Genomic DNA, 23,556 nt, shown 5'->3' on the forward strand with positions numbered 1-23,556 from the left:
GGCGAACTCCAGGATCGCGCGTCAATGCCCTAAAAATCTTAGCAAAAGGCTTAGGCGTTCGTTCTGCTCGCCAAGGCCGCGCCGATCATGCTGCGCCATACCGCGACATCGCCAGCGCTCGCCATCTGAGCGTCAGGCTCCCGCAGGGTATGGAGGATGGCATAGGCATCCTCCACATGATCCGGCCAGGACGCGTCGACCGCGCTTGATGCATGGGCATCCTGGCCTTCGCCATTGAGACTAAGGTGACGGCCGGCCAGTACCCGGGCAATACGCTCCACGGCGGGCGTGCAGGACGTTGGCATCGAACGGGTCACTCCTTTCATTCTTCTATGTTCGCCGCATGATAGCATCAATATGGGCCGCCGCCATCATTCCTCTTCGCGATAGCCCGACGATGGCACGGGATCGCCCTTGTCGCCCGACCGCGCGGTCGATGGCGGATCGGAGGCATCCATCGAATCCTTGAGGCCCTCCTCCAGCTTTTCCTCCGCGCTCACGACATGATCCTGCTGATCGGTTTCGCGCTCGTCGCGCGCTTCCTCGCGGCTGTTCGGGCGGATGTCGCTCTTGTCACTCATGTCACTCTCCTTCTGCGCGCCGTTAGCGCGTCTTCGCCTAAGTCAACGACGGGTGGGAAGCGCGGTTCCGCTGTTGATCGTTCGACCAACACGCATCGCGGTTCGACCAGTTACTGCGGCGCAGGGCGACAAGAATGGCGGATAGCGCTAGACAGGCGCCATGACATTGTTTCCCGAAGACGGCGATCGCGGCGTTTCACCGGCCATCGCGCTTTATTCGATTCTGGGCTTCTGGCTGTTCTACACCATGCTGGTCAGCCTGCGCGCCGCCGTCGTGGGCTTTGAATCGCAGATGGAGATGGCCGCCCGCCGCATGGTGGTGGCGATCATCGGCATCATCATCACCTGGGTGCTGTATCTGGTGCTGCGCCGGTTCGATGCCCGGCCGCTGGCGCTGCGGATCGTCGCCGCCTTTTCGCTGGCCGCGCCCTTCGCGCTCGCGATGGCGGCGACCAACTATTATATGTTCAACGTCTATGACCCCACGATGTTCGCCGACGCGGACATGCAGAAAAAGGCGCTGGAGGAAAATTACGCGCTAGTCAGCATCGTCGAGGATGCGATCAGCCGCTTCTTCTTCTTGTCGGCCTGGGCGGGACTCTATCTTGCCCTGTCCTACGCCAGCGAAGCGCGACGCGTGGAGCGCCGCGCCGCCCGGCTGGAGCGCGCGGCGCAGCAGGCCGAATTGCGGTCGCTGCGCTATCAGGTGAACCCGCATTTCCTGTTCAACACATTGAATTCGCTGTCGTCGCTGGTGATGAAGGACCGGCGCGACGAGGCCGAGCAGATGATCATGTCGCTCAGCAATTTCTATCGCACGAGCCTGACCGGCGATCCGCTCGACGATGTGCCGCTGGCGGAGGAAGTGCATCTCCAGAAACTTTATCTGGATATTGAGGGCGTGCGCTTTCCCGACCGGTTGAAGACGGTGATCGACATCCCGCCATCGCTGCTGACCGCCTGCGTCCCGGGGCTGATCCTGCAACCCGTGGTCGAAAATGCGATCAAATATGGCGTGTCGCGCACGTCGCAGCCGGTGGAGATTCGCATCACCGCCCGCGAGGATGGCGATCTGATGCATATCAACGTGACCGATGATGGTCCCAATCCGCCCGGTGACGCCGATGGCGGCAACGGCATCGGCCTTGCCAATGTGCGCGACCGGCTGACCGCGCGCTTTGGCGAGAGCGGGCGGATCGTCTATGGTCCGCGTGAGGCGGGCGGCTTCGCCGTGCTGCTGACCCTTCCCATCCTTCGCAAGGGGTGCTGAACGCATCATGTCCATTCGCACGATGATCGTCGATGACGAACCGCTGGCGATCGAGCGGTTGCAGATGCTGTGCGCGCGTGAACCGCGCATCGCCCTGGTGGGCACCGCCAGCGATGGCGAGGCGGCGCTGCGCCTGATCGAGGGGTTGAAGCCCGACCTTGTCATGCTGGACATCGCCATGCCGTTGCTGGACGGCATCGGCGTCGCGCGCGCGGTCGGGCGGATGGGGATGCGTCCCGCGGTCATTTTCGTGACCGCCTTCGAAGGCTTCGCGGTCGAGGCGTTCGATCTGGCGGCGGTCGATTACATGCTGAAACCCGTCGCGCATGATCGCCTGTCGCGCGCCATCGACCGGGTGGAGGCGGCGCTGCGCAACCGCTTGCCCGAAGGCGAAGCGGCGGCCGAGCCGCAACCTGAATGGGCCGAGGAATTCTGGGTGCCGCACCGGTCCGAGCTGATCCGCCTGGCCGCCGACCAGATCGACCGGATCGAGGCGGAGCGCGACTATATGCGGCTGCATGTCGGGCAGCACAGCTATTTGCTGCACCAGACGATCAGTTCGCTGGAGGAAAGGCTGGACCCGCAGCAATTTGTCCGCCTGCACCGGTCGCATATCGTGCGGCGCGACCATATCGCGCGGCTGCGCCATGATGGCAGCGGCGTGTGGTTCGCCGCGCTGGCGGACGGGGGCGAGATCAGGATCGGTCGAACATTCCTGGCGAACGCGCGGGCGATGACGGGGCGCTGAGCCTCAGCGCGTTTCCAGCAGGCGCGCGTCCGGCCCCGGCAGCGCCGTGATCGCGACATTGGCGAACATGACGAGGCCGGCGATAATCATCAGCGCGCCGCGCTTGCGATCGCCCTTGCGCATGATCGCATAGATGCCGCCGCCCGTCAGCAAGACGCCCGCGAGCATGAGGATGGAAAGAAGCGTGCCGGCCATGGCCGATGCCATAAGCGGCAAGCTGGACTGTGGCAATTGCCGCCTTGTCCTCCTATGAGGCGCGCAGACACGAATCACCCGCAGGTGAAGGACCGTTGCAACCCATGAACATCGCCATCGCTTCCGATCATGCCGCCGTCGAATTGAAGGCGGAACTGGCGCAGTGGCTGCGCGCGGAGGGGCATGCGGTCGAGGATCTGGGACCGGCGACCGCCGACCGGGTGGATTATCCCGATTATGGTTACAAACTCGCGACGGCGATCGCGTCTGGCGCGGCCGATCGCGGCATTGCGCTGTGCGGATCGGGCATCGGCATTTCGATCGCGGTCAACCGCAACCCGGCGTGCCGCTGCGCCCTGGTCGGTGAGCCGCTGTCGGCCGCGCTGGCGCGCGAGCATAATGACGCCAATGTGCTCGCCATGGGCGCGCGCCTGACCGGCGTCGACATGGCCAAGGCGTGCGTGACCGCATTCCTGACCACCGAATTTGGCGGCGGGCGCCATGCCGGCCGCGTCGACAAACTCTCCCAGCCTGCGCTCTGAAAGGACCCCGCGATGAGCACCGACACCCTCTCCCCCCCCGCCCTGTCGGACATTCGTTCGGACGGCTATTTCACCCGCAGCCTGGCTGATGCCGACCCCGCCGTCTTTGGCGGCGTGCAGCAGGAACTGAAGCGCGAGCAGACGCAGATTGAACTGATCGCGTCGGAAAACATCGTGTCCAAGGCGGTGCTGGAGGCGCAGGGGTCCGTCTTCACCAACAAATATGCCGAAGGCTATCCGGGCAAGCGCTATTATCAGGGCTGCGCGCCGTCGGACGTGGTGGAGCAGCTGGCGATCGACCGCGCCAAGCAATTGTTCGGCTGCAACTTCGTCAACGTCCAGCCCCATTCGGGCGCGCAGGCCAATGGCGGCGTCATGCTGGCGCTGGTGAAGCCGGGTGAGACGATCATGGGCCTTAGCCTGGACGCGGGCGGCCACCTGACCCATGGGTCCAAGCCCAGCATGTCGGGCAAATGGTTCAACGCCGTGCAATATGGCGTGCGCGAGGACACCCACCTCATCGACTATGACGATGTCGAGCGGCAGGCGATCGAATGCCAGCCAAAGCTGATCATCGCTGGCGGCAGCGCCTATCCGCGCCAGATCGACTTCGCCCGCTTCCGCGCCATCGCGGACAAGGTCGGCGCGCTGTTCATGGTCGACATGGCGCATTTCGCAGGGCTAGTGGCCGGCGGCGCGCACCCGTCGCCCTTTGGCCACGCCCATGTCGTGACGACCACCACGCACAAGACGCTGCGCGGTCCGCGCGGCGGCATGATCCTGACCGATGACGAGGCGATCGCCAAGAAGATCAATTCCGCCATCTTCCCCGGCCTTCAGGGCGGCCCGCTGATGCATGTCATCGCCGCCAAGGCGGTGGCGTTCGGCGAGGCGCTGCGCCCTGAATTCAAGACCTATGCGCAGCAGATCGTCACCAACGCCCGGGCGCTGGCGACGAAGCTGGAGCAGCGCGGGCTCGCCGTCATTTCCGGCGGCACCGACACGCATCTGGCGCTCATCGACCTACGCCCCTACGGCATTTCGGGCAAGGACGCGGACGAGGCGCTGGAGCGCAGCTTCATCACCTGCAACAAGAATGGCGTGCCGGGCGACCCGCTGCCGCCGACCAAGACCAGCGGCATCCGCGTGGGTTCGCCCGCCGGCACGACGCGCGGTTTCGGCGTGGCGGAGTTCGAGGCGATCGGCGACATGATCGCCGACGTGCTGGAGGGCCTGCGCGACAAGGGCGAGGAAGGCGACGCGAGCGTCGAAGCCAATGTGCGCGAGCGCGTCAGCGCCCTGTGCGCGCGCTTCCCCATCTACGAGGGGTAAGACCGCTTGCGCTGCCCCTTCTGCGCCCATGAGGACAGCCAGGTGAAGGACAGCCGGCCGACGGAGGATGGCGCCGCCATCCGCCGTCGCCGCCAGTGCGAGGCGTGCGGCGCGCGCTTCACCACGTTCGAACGCATCCAGCTGCGCGACATCTGGGTGGTGAAGAGCGAGGGCCGCAAGGAAGCGTTCGACCGGGACAAGCTGGCGCGATCGGTCGGCATCGCCTGCCGCAAGCGGCCGATCGACCCCAGCCGATTGGAAAAGCTGATTTCCGGCATTCAGCGCCAGCTTGAAACCAGCGGCGAGGGCGAAGTCCCTGCGCGCGCGATCGGCGAAATGGTGATGGAAGGGCTCAAACGCCTCGACAGCGTGGCCTATATCCGCTTCGCCAGCGTCTACAAGGACTTCACCGACGCCAAGGATTTCGAAGAATTCGCCGGCACGGTGCAGGAGGTGGGGCGTGAGTGAGGGGCCTTGGCCCACACGCCAACTGCCGTTCGTCCTGAGTAGCCATTGAGCGAAGCCGAAATGGCGTATCGAAGGACCGCGAGATGAGTTTTCACACCTATATGCTGCGCTGCGCCGATGGCAGCTATTATCTCGGGCATACCGATAGTCTCGATGCGCGGATTGCGCAGCATCAGTCCGGCGACATTGCTGGCTATACGCACAGCCGCCGGCCCGTCTCCCTGGTGTGGCAGCAGGACTTTGGCTCGCGTGAGGAAGCCATAGCTGCCGAGCAGCAGATCAAGGGTTGGTCGCGCAAGAAGAAAGAGGCGCTGATCGACGGCGATTGGGGCTTGATCAGCGCGTTGGCGCGCAAATCCTTCGATACGGGGCTTCGGCAGGCTCAGCCCCTGCTCAGGACGAACGGGGAAAGGGGGCACATATCTCCTGCGATCGTCCTCGTCCGCCCGCAAATGGGCGAGAATATCGGCAAGGCGGCCCGTTCTCGACCACGGGTCCCGGCTCCGCTCGACCCTGGCTCGAACCGAACGGAAGATGGCGTAGCTCCGCAGGCCCAGCCCCCACTCAGGACGAACGGGGATGTGGAGAAAGCATTCCCCGTCATCGTCCTCGTCCGTCCGCAACTGGGCGAGAATATCGGCAAGGCGGCGCGGGCCATGCTGAATTTCGGGTTGACCGAGATGCGGCTGGTCAGCCCGCGCGATGGCTGGCCCAATCCCGATGCCGGGCCGGCGGCGGCGGGCGCGGACGTCGTGCTGGACGGCGCGCAGGTCTATGAGACGCTGGCCGATGCGGTTGCCGATTGCGCCCATGTCTATGCGACCACGGTGCGCAAGCGCGGCGTGACCAAGCCGGTGGTCACGCCCGAGGAAGCCGCGCGCGAAATCCATGGCGCGACGGGGCGCAGCGCGTTCGTCTTCGGCCCGGAACGATCGGGCCTGGAAACCGACGATGTCGCATTGGCGCGCAAGATACTGACGGTGCCGATCAACCCCGACTTCGGATCCCTCAATCTGGCACAAGCGGTGATCCTGTGCGCCTATGAATGGTCGAAACAGGCGTCGCTGACGCAGCCCACCATGTCCGATCTGGGCGAACCCGCGCCGCAAGAGGAGCTGGAAGGGATGATCGGCCAGCTGGAAACGCTGTTGGACAGCGCAGGCTATTTCTTCCCGCCCGATCGCGCGCCCGCGACCAAGCGGACGCTGCGCAACCTGCTGACCAAGCCGGGCTGGAATCATCTGGAGGTACGGACCTTGCGCGGCGTATTGTCCGCGCTGGGCAATCCGCGCGCCCGCTGACCCGCCGGTCAGATGCCGCCGGGATGCACCGGCCAGCCGCCCTGCTCCAGCGCGTAGGTCAACGCGGACACGCAGGCGTCAAGCCGCGCCTGATCCGTCGAGCGCACGACGAAATTCGCGCCAGTGCGGCCTTCGCGGAAAAAAGGGTAGCTGCCGATCTGGCAGCCTTCATGCGCCCTCTCGGTCTTGCCCAGCAGGTCGGCAACCTCGCTTTCGGCGACCCAGCAGCCGATCGTCGTCGCCAGCAGCGGGCTGCCCCCTTCCAGCGTGCCCGTCAGGGCTTCGAGCATGCCGGCGGTGATCGACGGCACGCCAGCCATGATGAAGATATTGCCATGCCGGATGCCCGGTGCGCCCGACATGCGGTTTTCGATCAGGCTCGCCCCATCGGGCACGCGCGCCATGCGCAATCGCGCGTCGGTGAGGCCACCGCGCGTCTCATAATAGCTTTCAAGCACCGCCCGCGCCTTGGGATGGACAATGACCTCGACGCCCAGCGCCGCCGCAATGGCGTCGACGGTGATGTCATCATGGGTGGGGCCGATGCCGCCGGTGGTGAACAGATAATCATTGCGTGCGCGCAGGATATTGACCGCCTCGACAATGGCGGGCTGGTCATCGGCGACGACGCGCACTTCGGCCAGCCTGATGCCCTGGACATTAAGCCAGGTCGCGATCTGCGCCACATTCCTGTCCTGCGTCCGGCCCGACAATATCTCGTCACCGATGACGATCAGGGCGGCGGTCCAGATGCGGTTGGGATCAGGCATGGCGCGGTCATAGCCGCGCCTGCGCGCCCTGCCTAGACGCCCCCTCGCATTATGGCGTGCGAGCGATTATAAACGGGTTATGACCGAATATATGACGATGACGGCCGATGCGCCGGTGAGCCGATCGACCGCGATCAAGCTGCACGACGAATCCGGCTTTGCAGGCATGCGCAAGGCCGGGCGGCTGGCAGCCGAGATACTCGACGCGCTGGTCCCCCATGTCGTGCCCGGCGTCACCACCGGCGAACTGGACGATATCGTGCGCGGCATGACGCTGGAGGGCGGCGGCGTCCCTGCGACGCTGGGCTATCGCGGCTATACGCATAGCTGCTGCATCAGCCTCAACAATGTCATCTGCCATGGCATTCCGGGCGACACGAAGATCAAGGATGGCGACATCCTCAACATCGACGTCACGCCGCAGGTCGATGGCTGGCACGGCGATACCAGCCGCATGTATATTGCCGGTGACGCGCCGATCAAGGCGCGCCGGCTGGTCGAGATCACCTATGAATGCCTGATGCTGGGCATAGAGCAGGCGAAGCCGGGCAATCATCTGGGCGACATCGGCCATGCGATCCAGCGCTTTGCCGAGAAGCATCGTTATGGCGTGGTGCGCGATTTCTGCGGCCATGGCCTGGGCCGCGTATTCCATGACAGCCCGGAGGTCGTGCATATCGGCCGCCCCGGCACGGGTCCGGAACTGCGGCCGGGCATGTTCTTCACGATCGAGCCGATGATCAATATCGGCAAGCCCGACGTGCGCATGCTGGACGATGGCTGGACCGCGGTGACGCGCGACCGCAGCCTGTCGGCGCAATTTGAACATAGCATCGGCATCACCGAAAGCGGATGCGAGATTTTCACGCAAAGCCCGGCCGGCCTGCACTGCCCGCCCTATCGCTGATCGAGCGATGCCCATTATTTGGGCAGGGCGACAGGATATTGCCCGGAATGCGGGCAATATGGACAAAGATTGCTGCATCGCCGAAAGCAGTCCTAGCGATTCGCCGATTGGCACGGTAATTGATAGCCATGAGGGACGGGAACCAGCCTTGCGGGGGCATGGGATCGTCGCTTGAGGAGAGGCATGGAGGCACCGCCCTGCATGTCGGGGCGCGTCATGGGTTGGGATTATTTGCGATGAAGAAGATCGAGGCGATCATCAAGCCGTTCAAGCTGGACGAGGTGAAGGAAGCGCTGCACGAAGTGGGCGTTTCGGGCATCACCGTTACCGAAGCCAAGGGGTTCGGCCGGCAGAAGGGCCATACCGAACTGTATCGCGGCGCCGAATATGTGGTCGATTTCCTGCCCAAGGTGAAGCTGGAAGTGGTGGTCGACGATTCGGTCGCCGATCGCGTGGTCGAAGCGATTTCCGCCGCGGCCCAGACCGGCCGGATCGGCGACGGCAAGATCTTCATTTCCAACATCGAGGGCGCGGTGCGCATCCGCACCGGCGAGCGCGACAGCGACGCAATCTGACAAGACGGCCGGTTCCACCGGGGCCGGCCGGCCAGGCATCAACAAACCCCTTCGGGGGGGTTTTTCTGAAAGAAGGGCAAGCGCATATGGCCAACACGCCAAAAGACATCCTGAAGATGATCGAGGAAAAGGAGATCGAGTGGGTCGATGTCCGCTTCACCGATCCCAAGGGCAAGTGGCAGCACCTGACCATGGTGTCGAGTGTGCTTGGCGAGGATGAACTGACCGACGGCCTGATGTTCGACGGCTCCTCGATCGAGGGGTGGAAGGCGATCAACGAGTCGGACATGATCCTCAAGCCCGACCTGGACGCCGTCTATGTCGATCCGTTCAGCGCGACGCCGATGCTCATCATCTTCTGCGACATTGTCGAGCCGGACACGGGCGAACTCTACAGCCGCGATCCGCGCTCGACCGCCAAGCGCGCCGAAGCCTTCGTCAAGTCGGCCGGCTTCGGCGACACGGTCTATGTCGGGCCGGAAGCCGAATTCTTCATGTTCGACGATGTGCGCTTCGAAAACGACTATTCGCAAAGCTATTACAAGATCGACGACATCGAATTGCCGACCAACACCGGCAAGGAATATGAAGGCGGGAACCTCGGCCACCGTCCGCGCGCCAAGGGCGGCTATTTCCCGGTCGCGCCGGTCGATCCGTGCACCGACATCCGCGCCGAAATGGTCAGCACCATGCTGGAAATGGGCTTGCCCTGCGACAAGCATCACCATGAAGTCGCCGCCGCGCAGCACGAACTGGGCCTGACCTTCGGCACCCTGGTGCAGACCGCCGACCGTATGCAGATCTACAAATATGTCGTGCAGATGGTCGCGCAGGCCTATGGCAAGACCGCGACCTTCATGCCCAAGCCGATCGCGCAGGACAATGGCAGCGGCATGCACACGCATATGTCGATCTGGGAAGGCGGCAAGCCGCTGTTCGCGGGCGACGGCTATGCCGGCCTTTCGGAAACCTGCCTCTATTTCATCGGCGGCGTCATCAAGCATGCCAAGGCCCTAAATGCCTTCACCAATCCGACCACGAACAGCTACAAGCGGCTGGTGCCGGGCTTCGAAGCGCCGGTGCTGCTCGCCTATTCGGCGCGCAACCGTTCGGCCTCCTGCCGCATTCCCTATGGCGCGGGCGCCAAGGCGAAGCGCGTAGAGTTCCGCTTCCCCGACGCGATGGCCAACCCCTATCTGTGCTACGCCGCGCTGCTGATGGCGGGCCTCGACGGTATCGAGAACAAAATCCATCCGGGGGCCGCGATGGACAAGAATCTCTACGACCTGCCGCCCGAAGAGCTGAGCCAGGTGCCGACCGTCTGCGCGTCGCTGCGCGAGGCGCTGACCAGCCTGGAAGCCGATTACGAATTCCTGCTCAAGGGCGATGTCTTCACCAAGGATCAGATCGAAGCCTATATCGAACTGAAATGGCCCGAAGTCTATCGCTGGGAAATGGCCCCGTCGCCGGTCGAATTCGACATGTATTACAGCGCCTGATCCTTTCCCAGGCATTGTGATGAGAAGCCCGGCCGCGCGAGCGGTCGGGCTTTTTTGCGTTTCGACGCTTGTTCGGTCGGCCCGGCCCCCTCACATCGGCGCGATGAACCCGCTTGCATCGTTCGGCCTTTCCGTCCCCATCATTCAGGCGCCAATGGCGGGTGTGTCCTCGCCCGACATGGCGGCGGCCGTCAGCAACGCCGGCGCCTTAGGCTCGATCGCGGTAGGCGCCGTCGACGCGAGCCAAGCCCGGGCCATGATCGATGCCGTGGCCGCACGCACCAACCGCCCCTTCAACGTCAATCTGTTCGTCCACCAACCCGCTATCCCGCGCCCGGACGTCGAAACGCGATGGCTGGCGGCCATGGCGCCCCTGTTCTCGCGGTTCGATGCCAAACCGCCACCTGCCCTGCGCGCCATCTATCGCAGCTTCGCCGAAGATGACGCGATGCTGGCCATGCTGGTGGAGGCTCGACCAGCAGTCGTCAGTTTTCATTTCGGCCTGCCCGATGACCGGCAAATCACCTTGTTGAAATCGGTCGGCTGCATCCTTCTTGCCAGTGTGACGAATGCGCGCGAAGCGCGGGCGGCGCGGGAAGCGGGCATCGACCTGCTGGTGGCGCAGGGGTATGAAGCCGGGGGACATCGCGGCATGTTCGACCCAGCCTTGCCTGATGCGCAACTCGGCACGATGGCCCTCACCCGGTTGCTGGTCGAGCAGTCTGGACTGCCCGTGATTGCTGCGGGCGGGATCATGGATGGCCGCGGCGTCAGGGCCGCGCTGAACCTGGGCGCGGTAGCGGCGCAGATGGGCACGGCCTTCATCGCGTGCCCCGAAAGCGACGCCGACGCCGCCTATCGCGCGGTGCTCTTCAACGAGGCCGCCCATGACACGGTCATGACCCATGCTGTTTCCGGCCGCCCGGCGCGCTGCCTGCGCAACGCTTTTGTCGATTGGGGTGAGGGGGTCGCAACGGCCCCGCCCGATTATCCGATCGCCTATGATGCGGGCAAGGCGCTGCACCGGGCGGCCAGGGCGCATGGCGAAACCGGCTTTGGCGCGCAATGGGCGGGCCAGGGCGCGCCACTGGCCCGCGCCATGCCGGCCGCTGAGCTGGTGGCGCGGATCGCGGCGGAAATGGCCGCGACTTAGCCCGGTATAACGGCCCCGAATAACAGGGTCGGCTCGCCGGCGGGGGACAGGACGATCTGGCCGCCGGCCTCCATCACCAGCTGGCGCACCATCCAGGCGGCGGCGGTCCGCGACGCCAGCCCCTCGATCGGCAGCGTGCCGGCCAGCGCGGCGCGCAGGTCGGGATCAAGCACCAGTTTCGGCCCTTCGGCGCGCACGACGATTTCGGTGACGCCCGGCCGCGTTTCCGCGCCGATGTCAAGCTGCCCGCCGCGCACCAGCGCGTCGCCCGCGATCAGCGCCAGATTGAGCAGAATCTTGGCCGCCAGCTTGCCCAGCATCTGTTCATCGACCATCCAGCCGACCTTGACCCGGCCGGCGCCCGCGAACATGCCTTCGATCGCGACCTTGGCCTCATGCGGCGGGACAGCCTCGCCAAAGCCGCCGGCCGAACCGAAGGCCAGGCGAAAGAATTTTAGCTTGTTCGCCGACGTCCGCGCGCTGTCCCCCAACAGGTCGAGGCAGCGTTCGCGCATCGCCGGATCGGTTTCGTCCGCCATCAGTTCCAGCCCGTTGTTGAGCGCGCCGACCGGGCTCAGCAGGTCGTGGCACAGGCGCGAACACAGAAGGCTGGCAAATTCGATGCTGTCGGTCGGGTTGGTCATGCGGATGCGGATCGCCAATGCTTGTAAGGGGACTGCTTGGCTAATGCGCCGCCCCGCCCCCCGATGCAACCCCGACTCACCGCCTTTCCGTCACCTCATGTCGAGCTTCGCCTCGGCAAATCGCACCGCGCCCCCCTCGCCCGGTCCGGCGACCCACAACCGCGCCACGCCGTCCGCCACGATCAGCCACAACGCGCCGTCGGGCGCGGCGCAGGCGGTGTCTGTCGCCGATGGGACCGCTACCCCCGATGGGTGCGAATGATAATGGCCGATGATCACCGGACCACCGTTCCGTGCGGCGCGATGGGCGGCGATCAGCACGGCCGGATCCAGTTCGAAATGCCGGGACGGATCGGACGCGACATTGGCCGCCGGCGCCAGGGCATCGATGCGCCCCGCGCTGCCCAGCAGCAGTCCGCATACCTCATTGCGATCGGCCGCGGACAAGGCCCTGATTTGCGCCAGCACGCCCCTTGCTATCTCGACCTTCATGCCTATCTCCCTAGCCAATGGTTCCGGGGGATTCCATCATCGAAGCGACAATCGGCCCGGCGCAGCATGGACTGCGGCTGGATCGCGCCTTAGCGGACCTGTTACCCGACCTGTCGCGCGAGCGGTTGAAGGCCTTGATTGGCGAGGGGCAGGTGCATGCCGCGCCCGCCGACAAGATCAGCGGATCGATGAAGGTCGCGGAGGGCCAGCGTTTCACCATCACCCTGCCCCCGCCCGTGCCATTGGACACGGTGGCGCAGGATATTCCGCTGACCATCGTGCATGAGGATGCCGACCTGCTGGTCGTCGACAAGCCCGCGGGCCTGGTCGTCCATCCCGCCGCCGGCAATCTGGACGGCACATTGGTCAATGCGCTGCTGCATCATTGCGCGGGACAGCTGTCGGGCATTGGCGGTGTCGCGCGGCCGGGCATCGTCCATCGCATCGACAAGGACACGTCGGGCCTGCTGGTCGTGGCCAAGACGGACAGGGCGCATGAAGGGCTGGCCCGCCAGTTCAAGGATCACAGCATCGAACGGGCCTATGCGGCGATCACCTATGGCGTCCCCGTGCCGCCGGCCGGCACCGTGGACAGCTGGATCGGCCGGTCGGACGCTGATCGAAAGAAGATGGCGGTTCATCGGGAAGGCCGCGGCAAACATGCCGTCACCCATTATCGCACGCTGGACAGGCTGCGCGGTGCGGCGCTGGTGGAGTGTCGGCTGGAAACCGGCCGCACGCATCAGGTCCGCGTCCATATGGCGCATATCGGGCACCCCTTGATCGGCGACCCGGTTTACGGTAGAGAAAGAAAAGGTTTCAAATCAATACTGGAAACGCTGGGTTTCAGAAGGCAGGCATTGCACGCCAGAACGTTGGGGTTCATACATCCGGTGAAGGACGAACCGCTTATGTTCGAAAGTGCACTTCCTGCCGATATGCAGGAACTGTTAAGCGCGCTTCACGTATAGGTTTCGACAAGTTTGCGACGGCGCCTGTGACGCCTCTTCTGGGTCCCGCCGCGCATGAAAGGGAAAGGTGACGACATGGCCAAGAGCAATGTCCCCGCGGTTCCGGCGCTGGGCGGTGAAGCCAGCCTCAACCGCTATCTGTCGGAAATTCGCAAATTTCCGCTGTTGACGCCCGAGCAGGAATATATGCTCGCGAAACGCTATCAGGAACATCAGGATCCTGAGGCGGCCGCGCAGCTTGTAACCTCGCACCTGCGGCTGGTGGCCAAGATCGCCATGGGCTATCGCGGCTATGGCCTGCCGGTCAGCGAGTTGATCAGCGAAGGCAATATCGGCCTGATGCAGGGCGTGAAGAAGTTCGAGGCCGATCGCGGCTTCCGTTTGGCGACCTACGCCATGTGGTGGATTCGCGCGTCGATCCAGGAGTTCATCCTGCGCTCCTGGAGCCTGGTGAAGATGGGCACCACCGCCGCGCAGAAGAAGCTGTTCTTCAACCTGCGCCGGATGAAGAACAATATCGAAGCGTTCGAGGATGGCGACCTGCGCCCCGAGGACGTGACGAAGATCGCGACCGACCTGGGCGTCAGCGAAGATGACGTCATTTCGATGAACCGTCGCATGGCGATGGGTGGCGACACGTCGCTCAACGTGCCGATGCGCGAGGATGGCGAGGGCCAGTGGCAGGATTGGCTGGCCGACACCGATCCGTTGCAAGACGAGCGCGTGGCCGACGAGCAGGAAAAAGTCATGCGCCACGACATGCTGGTCGAGGCCATGGATGACCTGAACGATCGCGAGAAGCACATCCTGGCCGAACGCCGGCTGGCCGAAGAGCCCAAGACGCTGGAGGAGCTGAGCCAGGTCTATGGCGTCAGTCGCGAGCGCGTCCGCCAGATCGAGGTGCGCGCATTCGAAAAGCTGCAAAAGGCGATGATGCGCATCGCCGGCGGGCGGCTCGACAAGCTGGCGCGGTTGGCGACGGCCTGATCGAACGGAAATCTTATCGGAAAGGCCCCGGAGTGATCCGGGGCCTTTTTTGTTTGCGCTGTTCAACATGCCGCCGGGCCTGACCGTTAAGCCAACGCAAAGGGATGGCGCACGCCGCCATATCGCGGCATCCTGATACTCCAACTGATTCACGGGAGCATCGATATGGCCCTGGACCTGACCCTTTATACCAATCCCATGTCGCGGGGGCAGACTGCCCGCTGGATGCTGGAGGAGGTGGGCGAACCCTATGACACCATCCTGCTGGGCTATGACGACGGGGGCATGAAATCCGCCGATTACCGCGCGATCAATCCGATGGGCAAGGTGCCCGCGATCGTGCATGGCGGGCGGATCGTCACGGAATGCGCGGCGATTTGCGCCTATCTGGCCGACGCCTTTCCCGCCGCCGGCCTCGCTCCGCCGCTTGAGGCTCGCGACGCCTATTATCGCTGGCTCTTCTTCGCCGCAGGGCCGGTCGAGGCCGCCGTCACCAACAAGGCGATGGGCTTCGTCGTGCCGGAGGGGCGCGAGAAGATGGCGGGATATGGTAGCTTCGATGATGCGATCGCGACGCTTGAAATGGCAGTATCGGGCGACGCCTGGATATGCGGAGAGCAGTTCACCGCGGCCGATGTCTATGTGGGGGCGCAGGTGGACTGGGGCCTGGCGTTTCAGTCGATCCCCTCCCGCCCCGCATTCGAAGCCTATGCCGCGCGACTGCGGGAACGGCCCGCCTATAAGCGGCAGAAGGAGATCGACAACGCCCTTATTGAAAATATGCAGAAGGACGGCTGAGCAGGCTTTCACGACCCATAAAAAGGCCCGGCGGGATGGTTTCCGCCGGGCCTTTCTGTCTTGCCTGAAATTGCGATCAGTCGCGGCTGCCGCCCATGAAGCGCAGCAGGAACAGGAACATGTTGATGAAGTCGAGATAGAGGTTCAGCGCGCCCATGACGACCGACTTGCCCATCATGTCCGTGCCGGCGACATGCGCGTAGATGCTCTTGATCTTCTGTGTGTCATAGGCGGTGAGACCCGCAAACAGCAGCACGCCAACAAAGCTGATCACCAAGTCCATCGCGCTGGAGCGCAGGAACAGGTTGATGAGGCTGGCGACCAGCAGGCCGACCACACCCATGATCAGGAAGGTGCCGAAACCCGACAGATCCTTCTTGGTGGTGTAGCCCCAGAGGCTAAGGCCCGCGAAAGCAGCGGCGGTCGCGAAGAAGGTCTGCGCGATCGACGTGCCGGTATAGACCAGGAAGATCGACGAGAGCGACAGGCCCATGACGGCCGCATAGACCCAGTAAAGCGTCTGCGCCGTGGCCGTGGACAGCCGGTTGATGCCAAAGCTCAGCACCATCACGAACGCCAGCGGGGCAAACATGATGACATATTTGAGGATGCCCGGCCCGGCGAGCACCTGATAGGCAAGACCGCTCGACGCGAACAGCAGCGCGACGATGCCGGTCAGCAACACGCCGCTCGCCATATAATTATAGACCGAGAGCATATAGCGGCGCAGCCCGGCGTCGAACGCCTCGCCGCGTGCGGTGGTGGCGTTGCCAAAACCCGCAACGCCGGATCGGGGGTCGGACCAGTTGGCCATGAAATTCATCTCCTTTGCCGGCGCTTGTCGCCGGTCCCCTCATTATCGGCGCTAATGGCCGCGACTTCAAGCCAAACCGGAACAGAACTGGCACATTGGCGATGCGCGGCTATAGTCGACCCATGCACCGCCTGTTCGTCGCCATCCGCCCCCCTGCCCCGGTTCGGTCGGCGCTGCTATCGCTGGCCGGCGGCGTGGAAGGCGCGCGATGGCAGGATGACGAACAATTGCATCTGACGCTGCGCTTCATCGGTGATGTCGACCGCCACCGGGCCAACGACATAGCCGACCTGCTGGGCGGCATCCGCTTCACGCCCTTCGACGTGCGGATCGAGGGGGTTGGCAGTTTCGACCGCAGGGGCGTGGTCGATACATTATGGGCGGGCGTGCAGCCGCGCGAAGCATTAGCGCAACTACACCGCAAGGTCGATCGCGCCTGCGCGCGGGCGGGTCTGCCGCCCGAAGGGCGCGCCTATCTGCCGCACGTGACGCTGGCGCGCTTTGGCCGGGGTGGAGCCTTGGTCGATGCGTTCCTGGCGGTTCACGCCGGCCTCGCCGGTCCGTCTTTCCGTGTCGATGGCTTCACCCTGTTCGAAAGCCGCCTTGGCCATGACGGCGCGCGATATGAGGCGGTGGCCGACTATCGCGCCGATGGCGGGAGCGTGTCCCCCGCCACCTGACCCTGTGCCGGGCGATCAGCCAGCCTTGAGCACGCCGCACGCTACGCGACCGCCAGCATTGCCCGCCGGGTCGCTCTTATTATCATCCGCCTGCGCATGGATGACCACCGCCGCGCCATCGCTGTCCAGCAAGGGCATGGACCCGGTCGCAATCATGCCGCCGGGCACGACATATTCCAGTTCACCCATGCCGTCCGATCCCGCCATCATGTTGGGCATGTCGCCCATATGCTTGCCAGCGGGATTTTCCGAGCCATGCTGGCGATTGGTCGGGTTCCAGTGACCACCGGCGCTGGTGAAATCGGGCGGCGTGCACATGCCGGTGGTGTGGATATGCACAGCGTGCATGCCCGGCGTCAGCCCCTGCGCCTTGACGAGGACGTGCAGCCCATCGGCGGCCTCCGTTACGGTGGCGGTGCCGCGCGCGCTGCCGTCGGCGGCCATCAGCTTCGTGCTGGCCATCGGCGCTTCGGCGGGCATCGGGGCGTCGGTGCCCGTCGTGGCGCAGGCTGACAAGGCGGCACCCAGCGGCAGGGCGAGCAGGACAGGCAGGAATTTCATGAGCAAATCTCCAAGGGCAGAAAGGCAATTCTGGTAGGCGAACGCGGCAGGCCGGCATTTGTTGCCGATGCGAACCGATTTGTCACGATGGGCGCCTTCGATGGCAAAGGGTGTGGCTGTTCCACATGGACGGCAAAGACCTGACAATAGGCCCTGTGCATGCTAGGGGCCGCGCTTTCCGGTTGAATTTGGAATGAGTGTGACGACGCATCAGGTGCATATCATTGGCGGCGGCCTTGCCGGGTCGGAGGCCGCGTGGCAGCTGGCGCGGGCGGGTGTTCGCGTGCGGCTGTCGGAAATGCGCGGCGCGGGCGACATGACGCCGGCGCACCAGACGGACGGACTGGCGGAGCTGGTCTGCTCCAACAGCTTTCGGTCCGACGACGCCGACAAGAATGCCGTCGGCCTGCTGCATCAGGAAATGCGGCGGCTGGATTCGCTCATCATGGCGAGCGCGGAGCCGGCCAAGGTGCCGGCCGGATCGGCGCTTGCGGTCGATCGCCATGTATTTTCGCAAGGCGTCACCCGCGCATTGGCCGAGCATCCCAATATCGAGATCGTGCGCGAACGGATCGACGCGCTGCCCCAGGACGGCATGACCATCGTCGCCACCGGCCCGCTGACCGCGCCCGCCCTCGCCCAGAGCATCGGCGCGGCGGCGGGGATGGAGCATCTGGCCTTTTTCGACGCTATTGCACCCGTCATCCACCGTGACAGCATCGACATGGAGCAATGCTGGATGGCCAATCGCTGGGACAAGATCGGTCCCGGCGGCGGCGAAGGCAAGGATTATATCAACTGCCCGATGGACAAGGACCAGTATCAGGCCTTCGTCCAGGGGCTGCTGGACGGCGAGAAGACCGAATTCAAGGAATGGGAGGCCAGCACCCCCTATTTCGAGGGCTGCATGCCGATCGAGGTGATGGCGTCGCGCGGGCCGGAAACGCTGCGTCATGGCCCCATGAAACCGATGGGCCTCGATAACCCCCGCACCGGCCGCTGGCCCTATGCGGTGGTGCAGTTGCGGCAGGACAATGCCAGCGGCACATTATGGAACATGGTGGGCTTTCAGACCAAGCTGAAGCATGGCGCGCAGGTCGAATTGTTCCGCACCATCCCGGGCCTGGAAAAGGCCGAGTTCGCGCGGCTGGGCGGGCTGCACCGCAATACCTTCATCCAAAGTCCCAAGCTTCTGGACGAGACGCTGCGTTTGAAAAGCGCGCCGCATATCCGCTTTGCCGGGCAGATGACCGGCTGCGAAGGCTATGTCGAAAGCGCGGCGATCGGCCTCATCGCCGGACGCTTTGCGGCGGCCGAACTGCTGGGCCGGGCGATGACGCCGCCACCGGCCGACACGGCGCTGGGCGCGCTGCTGGGCCATGTGACGGGCAATGTCGCCACCGCCGACTATCAGCCGATGAACGTCAATTTCGGCCTGTTTCCACCGCTCGACGACGTGAAGAAGAAACAGCGCAAGGAAGCCTATACCGCGCGGGCGCGATCATCCCTGGGCGCATGGATGGGCGAACTGGGACTGGTCTGAACATATATACACCGTCCGGTTCGAGCGCCGGTTCACGACACGCTCGAACTGAACGGGGAGCCTTAGCATTTGCATTTGGGCTTGGGCGTCCGTTTGGGCGCGGTGGTGGCGAATTCCGCCGGGGTCAGCTTGCCGTCCTTGTTCGCATCGGCGCTGGCGAAGCGATCGGACGTCGCGACCGCCCATTCCTCAAAGGACAGGAGGTTGTCGCCATCCTTGTCCAGCGCCTTGAACGCCTTGGTCCGGCTGCCCATCATTTCCAGCCGGGTGATGACGCCGTCGCGGTCCTTGTCATAGCGGGCAAAGCGCTTCTGCTCGCGGGTCTGGGGGCTTGCCTCGGCCGGCATGGGCGGCGGCTTGCCCTTGGCGTTGGGGTCGCCTTTGGGCAGCGGTTCGATCGCGGGCGGCGGCGGTGGCGCGGCGGCCAGTTGCGGCAAGGGCGCCTGGCTCGCGCGGCTCGACCACCAGAAGAGGCCGCCCGCCATCAGCAGCAATGCCGCCATGCCGCCCGTCAGCATACGCCCCATCGTCGCCCTCCTCCGTTCGCGCGACGGGCAACCTAGCCCGATGCGTCAGCGTCCGACAAGCGCGATCCGCAGCAGCCGGAACGCCTGACCACGGGGCATGCCGCGCGGCATCCCGCGCCCCTTGGCGACATCCTGCCGCGCCAGGGTTGACGCGATGCGCAGCGGTCGCCACGCAGCGGGCCAGCGTGCTTGATCGACGCGCGGCGACAAATCCCGAGCCAGCGCCAGCGCCGCATCAGCAAGCGCCGCCTCCTCGACATGGCCGGCCAGGTCCCACAATGCCCAGACCTGCCCCGCCGCGACCAGCCAGTCGGGCGCATCATCCTGCCCGGCAAGCGCGCGGAACAGCCCGCCCCCGCGCCCGGTGGCATAGTCGCGCAAGCCCTGCGCGTCGATTTCAGCGTCGACCACCAGCACTTCCCAACCGTCGATCATCGCGACGAGGCCCGGCGCCGCCATGCCGCCGCTTGCGCGCAGGGCGTCGATGACCGGCTCCCCCTGCCCCTTCACGCCGGACGGGTCTTCGATGACGTCATTCCACCAGGCGAGGCGCATCTGGCCGATGGCCCGCTCGCGCGTCGTGCGCGCGACCTTGGCCAGCTGTGCGTCGAACGCCCAGATCGCCCGGTGGCGCGGCCCATCCGCCCCGGCATGGGCCGACAGCAGTGTCGGCAGCGGCGTCAGCAGCAATTCGATGCTCACGACCGGCCTGCGCGCCGCGGCTTTTCGAGGCCGATTTGCGATATTTTAAGCATTATCCTCCTAAAGACGTCCCGCGTGCGCACGCAGACGCGCGCAAAGCGCCCAGCCTAGATGTGGGGGGTTGTCGGGCGCGACATGGGTGATTGCGGACTGATGGGCAAGACGAACACACATGCCAAGGGCTTTATGAGCCGTCTGGCGCGCAACCAGAAGGGCAATGTCATGGCGATGGTGGCCGCGGCCATCATCCCGCTGGCGGCGCTGATCGGGGGCGGGCTGGACATGGGCCGCGCCTATATGGCCCGCGCGCGCATGCAGCAGGCCTGCGATGCCGCCGCGCTTGCCGGTCGGCGGGCGATGACGACGTCTTCGATGACCCCGGCCAACATCACCGAAGCCAAGAAATTCTTCGACTTCAATTTCCCGCAGGGGACGTTTCAGGCCGCGACCTTCACGCCCGTCATCCGCAGCAAGCCGGGCGAAACGACCACCGTTCAGGTCACGGCGTCGACCACGATGCCGACGACGGTGATGAAGATTTTCCGCTTCGAAACCCTGCCCCTGTCGGTGACGTGCGAGGCGCGCTTCGACATCGGCAATACCGACGTGATGCTGGTGCTCGATACCACCGGGTCGATGGCCTATGCCATTTCCGACGGCAATGGCGGCACGACGACGCGGTTGGCCGCGCTCAAGCAGGCGGTCAAGGATTTCTACGACACGCTGGGCGCGGGATCGAACGCGACCGGCCGCATCCGTTACGGCTTCATGCCTTATAGTTCGACGGTGAATGTCGGCTATCAGCTGCCGACCAATTATCTGGTGGGCGGCATCAGCGGCGAGACATGGGATTACCAGACGCGGCGGCTGTTGACGAGCTATGGCACGGCGGTCAACGAGACGGGATCCTGGGTCCATACATCAGGAACGGTTTCTTCGCCGACAACCTATAGCAGCACCAGCGGAGGAACGGCTGCGCAATGCGTTGCGCCCGCCAGTGCCACGCCCGTCGTCAATACGCCGACCACGACGACCACAACCGACCCGGTCACGGGCGTTCGCACGACCACCACGGTCACGACGCGCACCACCAATGGCTACACCTATAACGCGAGCTATACCCAGGCGGTCACCGGAGGCTGGCAGTGGCAGGGATGGAGCCTGGTCTATGTTGCTCCAAAGCCAAGCCAGTGCGTCATCACGCGTAGCCAGTATAGCAACTATGTTGAAACGAAAACGGACCGGGGCGTACAGACGCCGCAGAAGAGCTGGGAATATGGCAAATTCCCGCTGACGGTATCGTCCTTCATTACTGGCAGCGCCGTTGCCAACCCGGCCTATGACGCCAGCGTGCCGACCGACTCCAGCGGCAATGTCGTGGCGGCCACGTCGACCTGGGCCGGCTGTATCGAGGAACGGGATACCGACAGCACTATCACCGCCAGCACATCGACCAGCAGCACGCCGTCCAATGCGCAGGATCTCAATATCGACGCCCTGCCCGACCCGACGCAGAAAGGCACCAAATGGCGCCCGCACTGGCCCGATGTCGAATTCACCCGCAGCAACAGTGCATCGGGCACCTGGCTCAACACGCAGGCGCGCAAGGATGGCGGTTGGAACGCCTGCCCCAGCCAGTCGCGCAGGCTGACCAGCTACGCCAACCGGACGAGCACGCCCACGGGCCAGTCCAGCAGCTTCAACAGCTATGTCGACAGCCTGATCGCGGTCGGTGGCACCTATCACGACATCGGCATGTTGTGGGGCGCGCGCTTCCTGTCGCCCAAGGGCATTTTCGCCAGCGACAACAGCAACGCGCCCAACGGGTTCAACATTTCCCGCCATATCGTCTTCATGACGGATGGAGACATGAGCGCCTATCAGCAGGTCTATGGCGCCTATGGCTATCAATTGCTCGATGCGCGCGTTGCCGCCGGCAGCACCAGCGACACCGACCTGACCGCGATCCACAACACTCGCCTGCAAATGCTGTGCAATGCGATCAAGGCCAAGGGCATCACCATCTGGGTCATCGGGTTCCGCAACCAGTCCGAAGGCGATATTCAAACTCCGCTGAAAAATTGCGCCACCAGTGCCAATCACTGGACCATGGCCTATGACGCCGCGTCGCTCAGCCAGAAATTCAAGGACATCGCCAAGAATATTGGCGGTCTGCGCGTGTCGCAATGAGGGGGCGGATCACGTCCATGCTGGCGCGGCTGCGCAGGGATGCGCGCGGCGTCACGCTGCTGGAATTCGGCCTCATCGCGCCGCCGCTGATGCTGACGATCATGGCGATCGGCGACATGGGCTATCAATCCTACTGGCGCGCCGTTGCCCGCGGGGTGCTCGAAAAGGCCGCGCGCGCCGCGTCGGTCGGCACGCTCAATGACACGCAGTTCGATGCCTATATCACGCAGCAAATGCGTGCCATCAGCGCCCGGAACGCCAGCCCACCCCATATCGTCAAGAAAAGCTATTATAATTTCTCGCGCGTGGGAAAGCCCGAGAAGATCACGTCCGACACCGCACCGCTGGGCGTCTATAATAGCGGCGACTGTTATGAGGACGCCAATGGCAATGGCAGCTTCGACGCATCGGGCGGCAGCACCGGACTGGGGAGCGCGGACGACATCGTCTATTATGAGGTCACCTTGTCGCAGCCGCGCCTGTTCCCGATGGCCAGGCTGCTGGGATGGAGCGCCACCCAGTCGGTAACGGTGTCGACCATGGTCCGCAACCAGCCCTGGGCGAACCAGGCCACGCCGACGGTCCGCTGCTCATGACGATGCGGCATCCCCTGCTCTCGGCCCTGATCCCGGCCCTGCGCCGGTTGCGTCGCGACGATCGCGGCCTGGCGCTGATCGAGTTCGCCTTTTCGCTGCCGGTGCTGCTGATCCTGTGCATGTGCGGGCTGGAAGCGGCCAATCTGGCGCTGGCGCATCTGCGGATCAGCCAGATCGCGATGCTGGTGGCGGACAATGCCTCGCGCGTGCGCACATCCATCGACGAAGCCGACGTCAATGAAATCATGATCGGCGCCAATCAGTCGACGCAGTCGCTTGCGCTTCAGGCCAATGGCCGCATCTTCCTGTCGGACCTGGAACCCAACGGCCTGGCTGCGCCGAACGAGGGGCAATTTATCCGCTGGCAACGCTGCTGGGGCAATGGCGCCTTCACGTCCAGCTATGGCGTGGCAGGGAACGGTCAGACCAACGCCAGCATGAAGGACGGCATGGGTCCAGGCACGACCGCCGCGACCAAGGTCAAGGCGATGAGCGGGACCGCGGTGATGTTCGTCGAGGTTGCCTATCGCTATCAACCGATCGTCAGCAACGCCATCTTCGGACCCAAGGTGATCCGCTACACCAGCGCCTTCAATGTGCGCGAACGCACCGACCAGGCGATCAAGAATGCGGGCAATCTGGCGGCGGCGAACACGGCCCGTTGCACCTGACAGGGGCACAGGGCGCGCGGTCGCGCGCCTCCTGAATAT

General features: G+C 64.5%; 28 protein-coding genes. 18 read left to right on the forward strand and 10 right to left on the reverse strand.

The features are described 5' to 3' along the window. Window positions 1-50: 50 nt before the first annotated feature. Window positions 51-305 carry a hypothetical protein gene (locus RLDS_RS51330; RefSeq protein WP_021228249.1) on the reverse strand — a complete coding sequence of 85 codons (255 nt, stop codon included), beginning with the start codon at window positions 303-305 and terminating at the stop codon, window positions 51-53. 66 nt (window positions 306-371) lie between these two features. Next, on the reverse strand, window positions 372-581 hold the full coding sequence (locus RLDS_RS51335; protein WP_021228250.1) for a hypothetical protein: 210 nt from the start codon (window positions 579-581) through the stop codon (window positions 372-374). Window positions 582-741: 160 nt separating this feature from the next. Here RLDS_RS51335 and RLDS_RS51340 point away from each other — a divergent pair, with 160 nt between their 5' ends. Next, window positions 742-1,851 carry a sensor histidine kinase gene (locus RLDS_RS51340; RefSeq protein WP_021228251.1) on the forward strand — a complete coding sequence of 370 codons (1,110 nt, stop codon included), beginning with the start codon at window positions 742-744 and terminating at the stop codon, window positions 1,849-1,851. 7 nt (window positions 1,852-1,858) lie between these two features. Beyond that, the gene (locus RLDS_RS51345) at window positions 1,859-2,599 is read left to right on the forward strand and encodes a LytR/AlgR family response regulator transcription factor (protein ID WP_021228252.1); all 741 of its coding nucleotides are present in this window, start codon (window positions 1,859-1,861) and stop codon (window positions 2,597-2,599) included. A gap of 3 nt (window positions 2,600-2,602) precedes the next feature. Here RLDS_RS51345 and RLDS_RS51350 read toward each other — a convergent pair whose 3' ends face one another. Further along, complete coding sequence (locus tag RLDS_RS51350) at window positions 2,603-2,794, reverse strand: hypothetical protein (RefSeq protein WP_031299028.1); 192 nt, start codon at window positions 2,792-2,794, stop codon at window positions 2,603-2,605. A 104-nt stretch (window positions 2,795-2,898) separates the two neighbouring features. Here RLDS_RS51350 and rpiB point away from each other — a divergent pair, with 104 nt between their 5' ends. The 4 genes from rpiB to RLDS_RS55595 all read left to right on the forward strand — a co-directional run bounded on the left by rpiB (window position 2,899) and on the right by RLDS_RS55595 (window position 6,437). Continuing rightward, window positions 2,899-3,336: a ribose 5-phosphate isomerase B gene (rpiB, locus tag RLDS_RS51355; RefSeq protein ID WP_021228254.1), complete on the forward strand. Its 438-nt coding sequence runs from the start codon at window positions 2,899-2,901 to the stop codon at window positions 3,334-3,336. A 12-nt stretch (window positions 3,337-3,348) separates the two neighbouring features. Next, on the forward strand, window positions 3,349-4,668 hold the full coding sequence (gene glyA / locus RLDS_RS51360; protein ID WP_021228255.1) for a serine hydroxymethyltransferase: 1,320 nt from the start codon (window positions 3,349-3,351) through the stop codon (window positions 4,666-4,668). 6 nt (window positions 4,669-4,674) lie between these two features. Beyond that, complete coding sequence (nrdR, locus tag RLDS_RS51365) at window positions 4,675-5,136, forward strand: transcriptional regulator NrdR (protein ID WP_031299029.1); 462 nt, start codon at window positions 4,675-4,677, stop codon at window positions 5,134-5,136. An 83-nt stretch (window positions 5,137-5,219) separates the two neighbouring features. Next, complete coding sequence (locus tag RLDS_RS55595; protein WP_021228257.1) at window positions 5,220-6,437, forward strand: TrmJ/YjtD family RNA methyltransferase; 1,218 nt, start codon at window positions 5,220-5,222, stop codon at window positions 6,435-6,437. 8 nt (window positions 6,438-6,445) lie between these two features. On the opposite strand, the gene RLDS_RS51370 is transcribed toward RLDS_RS55595, so the two are convergent. Further along, complete coding sequence (locus tag RLDS_RS51370) at window positions 6,446-7,207, reverse strand: competence/damage-inducible protein A (protein ID WP_021228258.1); 762 nt, start codon at window positions 7,205-7,207, stop codon at window positions 6,446-6,448. A 79-nt stretch (window positions 7,208-7,286) separates the two neighbouring features. Here RLDS_RS51370 and map point away from each other — a divergent pair, with 79 nt between their 5' ends. The 4 genes from map to RLDS_RS51390 all read left to right on the forward strand — a co-directional run bounded on the left by map (window position 7,287) and on the right by RLDS_RS51390 (window position 11,341). Further along, the gene (map, locus tag RLDS_RS51375; RefSeq protein ID WP_021228259.1) at window positions 7,287-8,114 is read left to right on the forward strand and encodes a type I methionyl aminopeptidase; all 828 of its coding nucleotides are present in this window, start codon (window positions 7,287-7,289) and stop codon (window positions 8,112-8,114) included. Window positions 8,115-8,350: 236 nt separating this feature from the next. Further along, on the forward strand, window positions 8,351-8,689 hold the full coding sequence (locus tag RLDS_RS51380) for a P-II family nitrogen regulator (protein WP_009821456.1): 339 nt from the start codon (window positions 8,351-8,353) through the stop codon (window positions 8,687-8,689). Window positions 8,690-8,775: 86 nt separating this feature from the next. Further along, window positions 8,776-10,188 carry a type I glutamate--ammonia ligase gene (gene glnA, locus RLDS_RS51385; protein ID WP_021228261.1) on the forward strand — a complete coding sequence of 471 codons (1,413 nt, stop codon included), beginning with the start codon at window positions 8,776-8,778 and terminating at the stop codon, window positions 10,186-10,188. Between the two features lie 103 nt (window positions 10,189-10,291). Further along, window positions 10,292-11,341: an NAD(P)H-dependent flavin oxidoreductase gene (locus RLDS_RS51390; RefSeq protein WP_031299032.1), complete on the forward strand. Its 1,050-nt coding sequence runs from the start codon at window positions 10,292-10,294 to the stop codon at window positions 11,339-11,341. Here RLDS_RS51390 and RLDS_RS51395 read toward each other — a convergent pair. Continuing rightward, window positions 11,338-11,985: a histidine phosphotransferase family protein gene (locus tag RLDS_RS51395; protein ID WP_031299033.1), complete on the reverse strand. Its 648-nt coding sequence runs from the start codon at window positions 11,983-11,985 to the stop codon at window positions 11,338-11,340. The genes RLDS_RS51390 and RLDS_RS51395 overlap by 4 nt on opposite strands. Before the next feature lie 90 nt (window positions 11,986-12,075). Next, window positions 12,076-12,477, reverse strand: a complete 402-nt coding sequence (locus tag RLDS_RS51400) for a M67 family metallopeptidase (RefSeq protein WP_021228263.1) — start codon at window positions 12,475-12,477, stop codon at window positions 12,076-12,078. A 17-nt stretch (window positions 12,478-12,494) separates the two neighbouring features. Between RLDS_RS51400 and RLDS_RS51405 the strand changes: the two genes are divergently transcribed. From RLDS_RS51405 to RLDS_RS51415, 3 genes are all read left to right on the forward strand, one after another. Then, the gene (locus tag RLDS_RS51405) at window positions 12,495-13,448 is read left to right on the forward strand and encodes an RluA family pseudouridine synthase (RefSeq protein ID WP_021228264.1); all 954 of its coding nucleotides are present in this window, start codon (window positions 12,495-12,497) and stop codon (window positions 13,446-13,448) included. A 75-nt stretch (window positions 13,449-13,523) separates the two neighbouring features. Then, on the forward strand, window positions 13,524-14,435 hold the full coding sequence (rpoH, locus tag RLDS_RS51410) for an RNA polymerase sigma factor RpoH (protein ID WP_021228265.1): 912 nt from the start codon (window positions 13,524-13,526) through the stop codon (window positions 14,433-14,435). A 165-nt stretch (window positions 14,436-14,600) separates the two neighbouring features. Then, the gene (locus RLDS_RS51415) at window positions 14,601-15,233 is read left to right on the forward strand and encodes a glutathione S-transferase family protein (RefSeq protein ID WP_021228266.1); all 633 of its coding nucleotides are present in this window, start codon (window positions 14,601-14,603) and stop codon (window positions 15,231-15,233) included. Between the two features lie 76 nt (window positions 15,234-15,309). Here RLDS_RS51415 and RLDS_RS51420 read toward each other — a convergent pair whose 3' ends face one another. After that, window positions 15,310-16,047: a Bax inhibitor-1/YccA family protein gene (locus tag RLDS_RS51420; protein ID WP_031299036.1), complete on the reverse strand. Its 738-nt coding sequence runs from the start codon at window positions 16,045-16,047 to the stop codon at window positions 15,310-15,312. A 122-nt stretch (window positions 16,048-16,169) separates the two neighbouring features. Here RLDS_RS51420 and thpR point away from each other — a divergent pair, with 122 nt between their 5' ends. Further along, window positions 16,170-16,727, forward strand: a complete 558-nt coding sequence (gene thpR / locus RLDS_RS51425) for an RNA 2',3'-cyclic phosphodiesterase (RefSeq protein ID WP_031299038.1) — start codon at window positions 16,170-16,172, stop codon at window positions 16,725-16,727. Window positions 16,728-16,742: 15 nt separating this feature from the next. On the opposite strand, the gene RLDS_RS51430 is transcribed toward thpR, so the two are convergent. After that, window positions 16,743-17,288, reverse strand: coding sequence for a superoxide dismutase family protein (locus tag RLDS_RS51430; RefSeq protein ID WP_021228269.1), 546 nt, complete (start codon window positions 17,286-17,288; stop codon window positions 16,743-16,745). 193 nt (window positions 17,289-17,481) lie between these two features. Here RLDS_RS51430 and trmFO point away from each other — a divergent pair, with 193 nt between their 5' ends. Next, a complete protein-coding gene (gene trmFO / locus RLDS_RS51435) occupies window positions 17,482-18,831 on the forward strand; it encodes a methylenetetrahydrofolate--tRNA-(uracil(54)-C(5))-methyltransferase (FADH(2)-oxidizing) TrmFO (RefSeq protein ID WP_021228270.1) in 1,350 nt (449 codons plus the stop codon). Window positions 18,832-18,893: 62 nt separating this feature from the next. Here trmFO and RLDS_RS51440 read toward each other — a convergent pair whose 3' ends face one another. Next, the gene (locus tag RLDS_RS51440) at window positions 18,894-19,358 is read right to left on the reverse strand and encodes an EF-hand domain-containing protein (protein WP_021228271.1); all 465 of its coding nucleotides are present in this window, start codon (window positions 19,356-19,358) and stop codon (window positions 18,894-18,896) included. 45 nt (window positions 19,359-19,403) lie between these two features. Then, entirely contained in the window at window positions 19,404-20,060 is a 657-nt protein-coding gene (locus RLDS_RS51445) for a hypothetical protein (protein ID WP_021228272.1), read from the reverse strand. A 111-nt stretch (window positions 20,061-20,171) separates the two neighbouring features. On the opposite strand from RLDS_RS51445, the gene RLDS_RS51450 reads away from it, so the two are divergent. From RLDS_RS51450 to RLDS_RS51460, 3 genes are read left to right on the forward strand one after another with little or no spacing between them, the layout of a single operon-like run. Next, window positions 20,172-22,250 carry a pilus assembly protein gene (locus tag RLDS_RS51450; protein ID WP_236616927.1) on the forward strand — a complete coding sequence of 693 codons (2,079 nt, stop codon included), beginning with the start codon at window positions 20,172-20,174 and terminating at the stop codon, window positions 22,248-22,250. Between the two features lie 17 nt (window positions 22,251-22,267). Next, entirely contained in the window at window positions 22,268-22,846 is a 579-nt protein-coding gene (locus tag RLDS_RS51455) for a TadE/TadG family type IV pilus assembly protein (protein ID WP_021228274.1), read from the forward strand. 2 nt (window positions 22,847-22,848) lie between these two features. Next, complete coding sequence (locus tag RLDS_RS51460) at window positions 22,849-23,517, forward strand: hypothetical protein (RefSeq protein ID WP_040603926.1); 669 nt, start codon at window positions 22,849-22,851, stop codon at window positions 23,515-23,517. Window positions 23,518-23,556 lie beyond the last annotated feature (39 nt).

Source organism: Sphingobium lactosutens DS20 (assembly GCF_000445105.1).
Taxonomy (GTDB): Bacteria; Pseudomonadota; Alphaproteobacteria; order Sphingomonadales; family Sphingomonadaceae; genus Sphingobium; species Sphingobium lactosutens.

Bases quoted from the DNA above. Each gene is read 5' to 3' on its own strand.
- RLDS_RS51380 (WP_009821456.1), top strand. From the start codon at position 8,351: ATGAAGAAGATCGAGGCGATCATCAAGCCGTTCAAGCTGGACGAGGTG.
- RLDS_RS51415 (WP_021228266.1), top strand. From the start codon at position 14,601: ATGGCCCTGGACCTGACCCTTTATACCAATCCCATGTCGCGGGGGCAG.
- map (WP_021228259.1), top strand. From the start codon at position 7,287: ATGACCGAATATATGACGATGACGGCCGATGCGCCGGTGAGCCGATCG.
- RLDS_RS51335 (WP_021228250.1), bottom strand. From the start codon at position 581: ATGAGTGACAAGAGCGACATCCGCCCGAACAGCCGCGAGGAAGCGCGC.
- RLDS_RS51450 (WP_236616927.1), top strand. From the start codon at position 20,172: ATGTGGGGGGTTGTCGGGCGCGACATGGGTGATTGCGGACTGATGGGC.
- RLDS_RS51350 (WP_031299028.1), bottom strand. From the start codon at position 2,794: ATGGCCGGCACGCTTCTTTCCATCCTCATGCTCGCGGGCGTCTTGCTG.
- RLDS_RS51440 (WP_021228271.1), bottom strand. From the start codon at position 19,358: ATGGGGCGTATGCTGACGGGCGGCATGGCGGCATTGCTGCTGATGGCG.
- rpoH (WP_021228265.1), top strand. From the start codon at position 13,524: ATGGCCAAGAGCAATGTCCCCGCGGTTCCGGCGCTGGGCGGTGAAGCC.
- RLDS_RS51400 (WP_021228263.1), bottom strand. From the start codon at position 12,477: ATGAAGGTCGAGATAGCAAGGGGCGTGCTGGCGCAAATCAGGGCCTTG.
- RLDS_RS51460 (WP_040603926.1), top strand. From the start codon at position 22,849: ATGCGGCATCCCCTGCTCTCGGCCCTGATCCCGGCCCTGCGCCGGTTG.
- RLDS_RS51430 (WP_021228269.1), bottom strand. From the start codon at position 17,288: ATGAAATTCCTGCCTGTCCTGCTCGCCCTGCCGCTGGGTGCCGCCTTG.
- rpiB (WP_021228254.1), top strand. From the start codon at position 2,899: ATGAACATCGCCATCGCTTCCGATCATGCCGCCGTCGAATTGAAGGCG.
- RLDS_RS51405 (WP_021228264.1), top strand. From the start codon at position 12,495: ATGGTTCCGGGGGATTCCATCATCGAAGCGACAATCGGCCCGGCGCAG.
- RLDS_RS51420 (WP_031299036.1), bottom strand. From the start codon at position 16,047: ATGGCCAACTGGTCCGACCCCCGATCCGGCGTTGCGGGTTTTGGCAAC.
- RLDS_RS51370 (WP_021228258.1), bottom strand. From the start codon at position 7,207: ATGCCTGATCCCAACCGCATCTGGACCGCCGCCCTGATCGTCATCGGT.
- RLDS_RS51390 (WP_031299032.1), top strand. From the start codon at position 10,292: ATGAACCCGCTTGCATCGTTCGGCCTTTCCGTCCCCATCATTCAGGCG.
- glyA (WP_021228255.1), top strand. From the start codon at position 3,349: ATGAGCACCGACACCCTCTCCCCCCCCGCCCTGTCGGACATTCGTTCG.
- RLDS_RS51395 (WP_031299033.1), bottom strand. From the start codon at position 11,985: ATGACCAACCCGACCGACAGCATCGAATTTGCCAGCCTTCTGTGTTCG.
- RLDS_RS51345 (WP_021228252.1), top strand. From the start codon at position 1,859: ATGTCCATTCGCACGATGATCGTCGATGACGAACCGCTGGCGATCGAG.
- RLDS_RS51340 (WP_021228251.1), top strand. From the start codon at position 742: ATGACATTGTTTCCCGAAGACGGCGATCGCGGCGTTTCACCGGCCATC.
- trmFO (WP_021228270.1), top strand. From the start codon at position 17,482: ATGAGTGTGACGACGCATCAGGTGCATATCATTGGCGGCGGCCTTGCC.
- RLDS_RS51455 (WP_021228274.1), top strand. From the start codon at position 22,268: ATGCTGGCGCGGCTGCGCAGGGATGCGCGCGGCGTCACGCTGCTGGAA.
- glnA (WP_021228261.1), top strand. From the start codon at position 8,776: ATGGCCAACACGCCAAAAGACATCCTGAAGATGATCGAGGAAAAGGAG.
- RLDS_RS55595 (WP_021228257.1), top strand. From the start codon at position 5,220: ATGAGTTTTCACACCTATATGCTGCGCTGCGCCGATGGCAGCTATTAT.
- thpR (WP_031299038.1), top strand. From the start codon at position 16,170: ATGCACCGCCTGTTCGTCGCCATCCGCCCCCCTGCCCCGGTTCGGTCG.
- RLDS_RS51330 (WP_021228249.1), bottom strand. From the start codon at position 305: ATGCCAACGTCCTGCACGCCCGCCGTGGAGCGTATTGCCCGGGTACTG.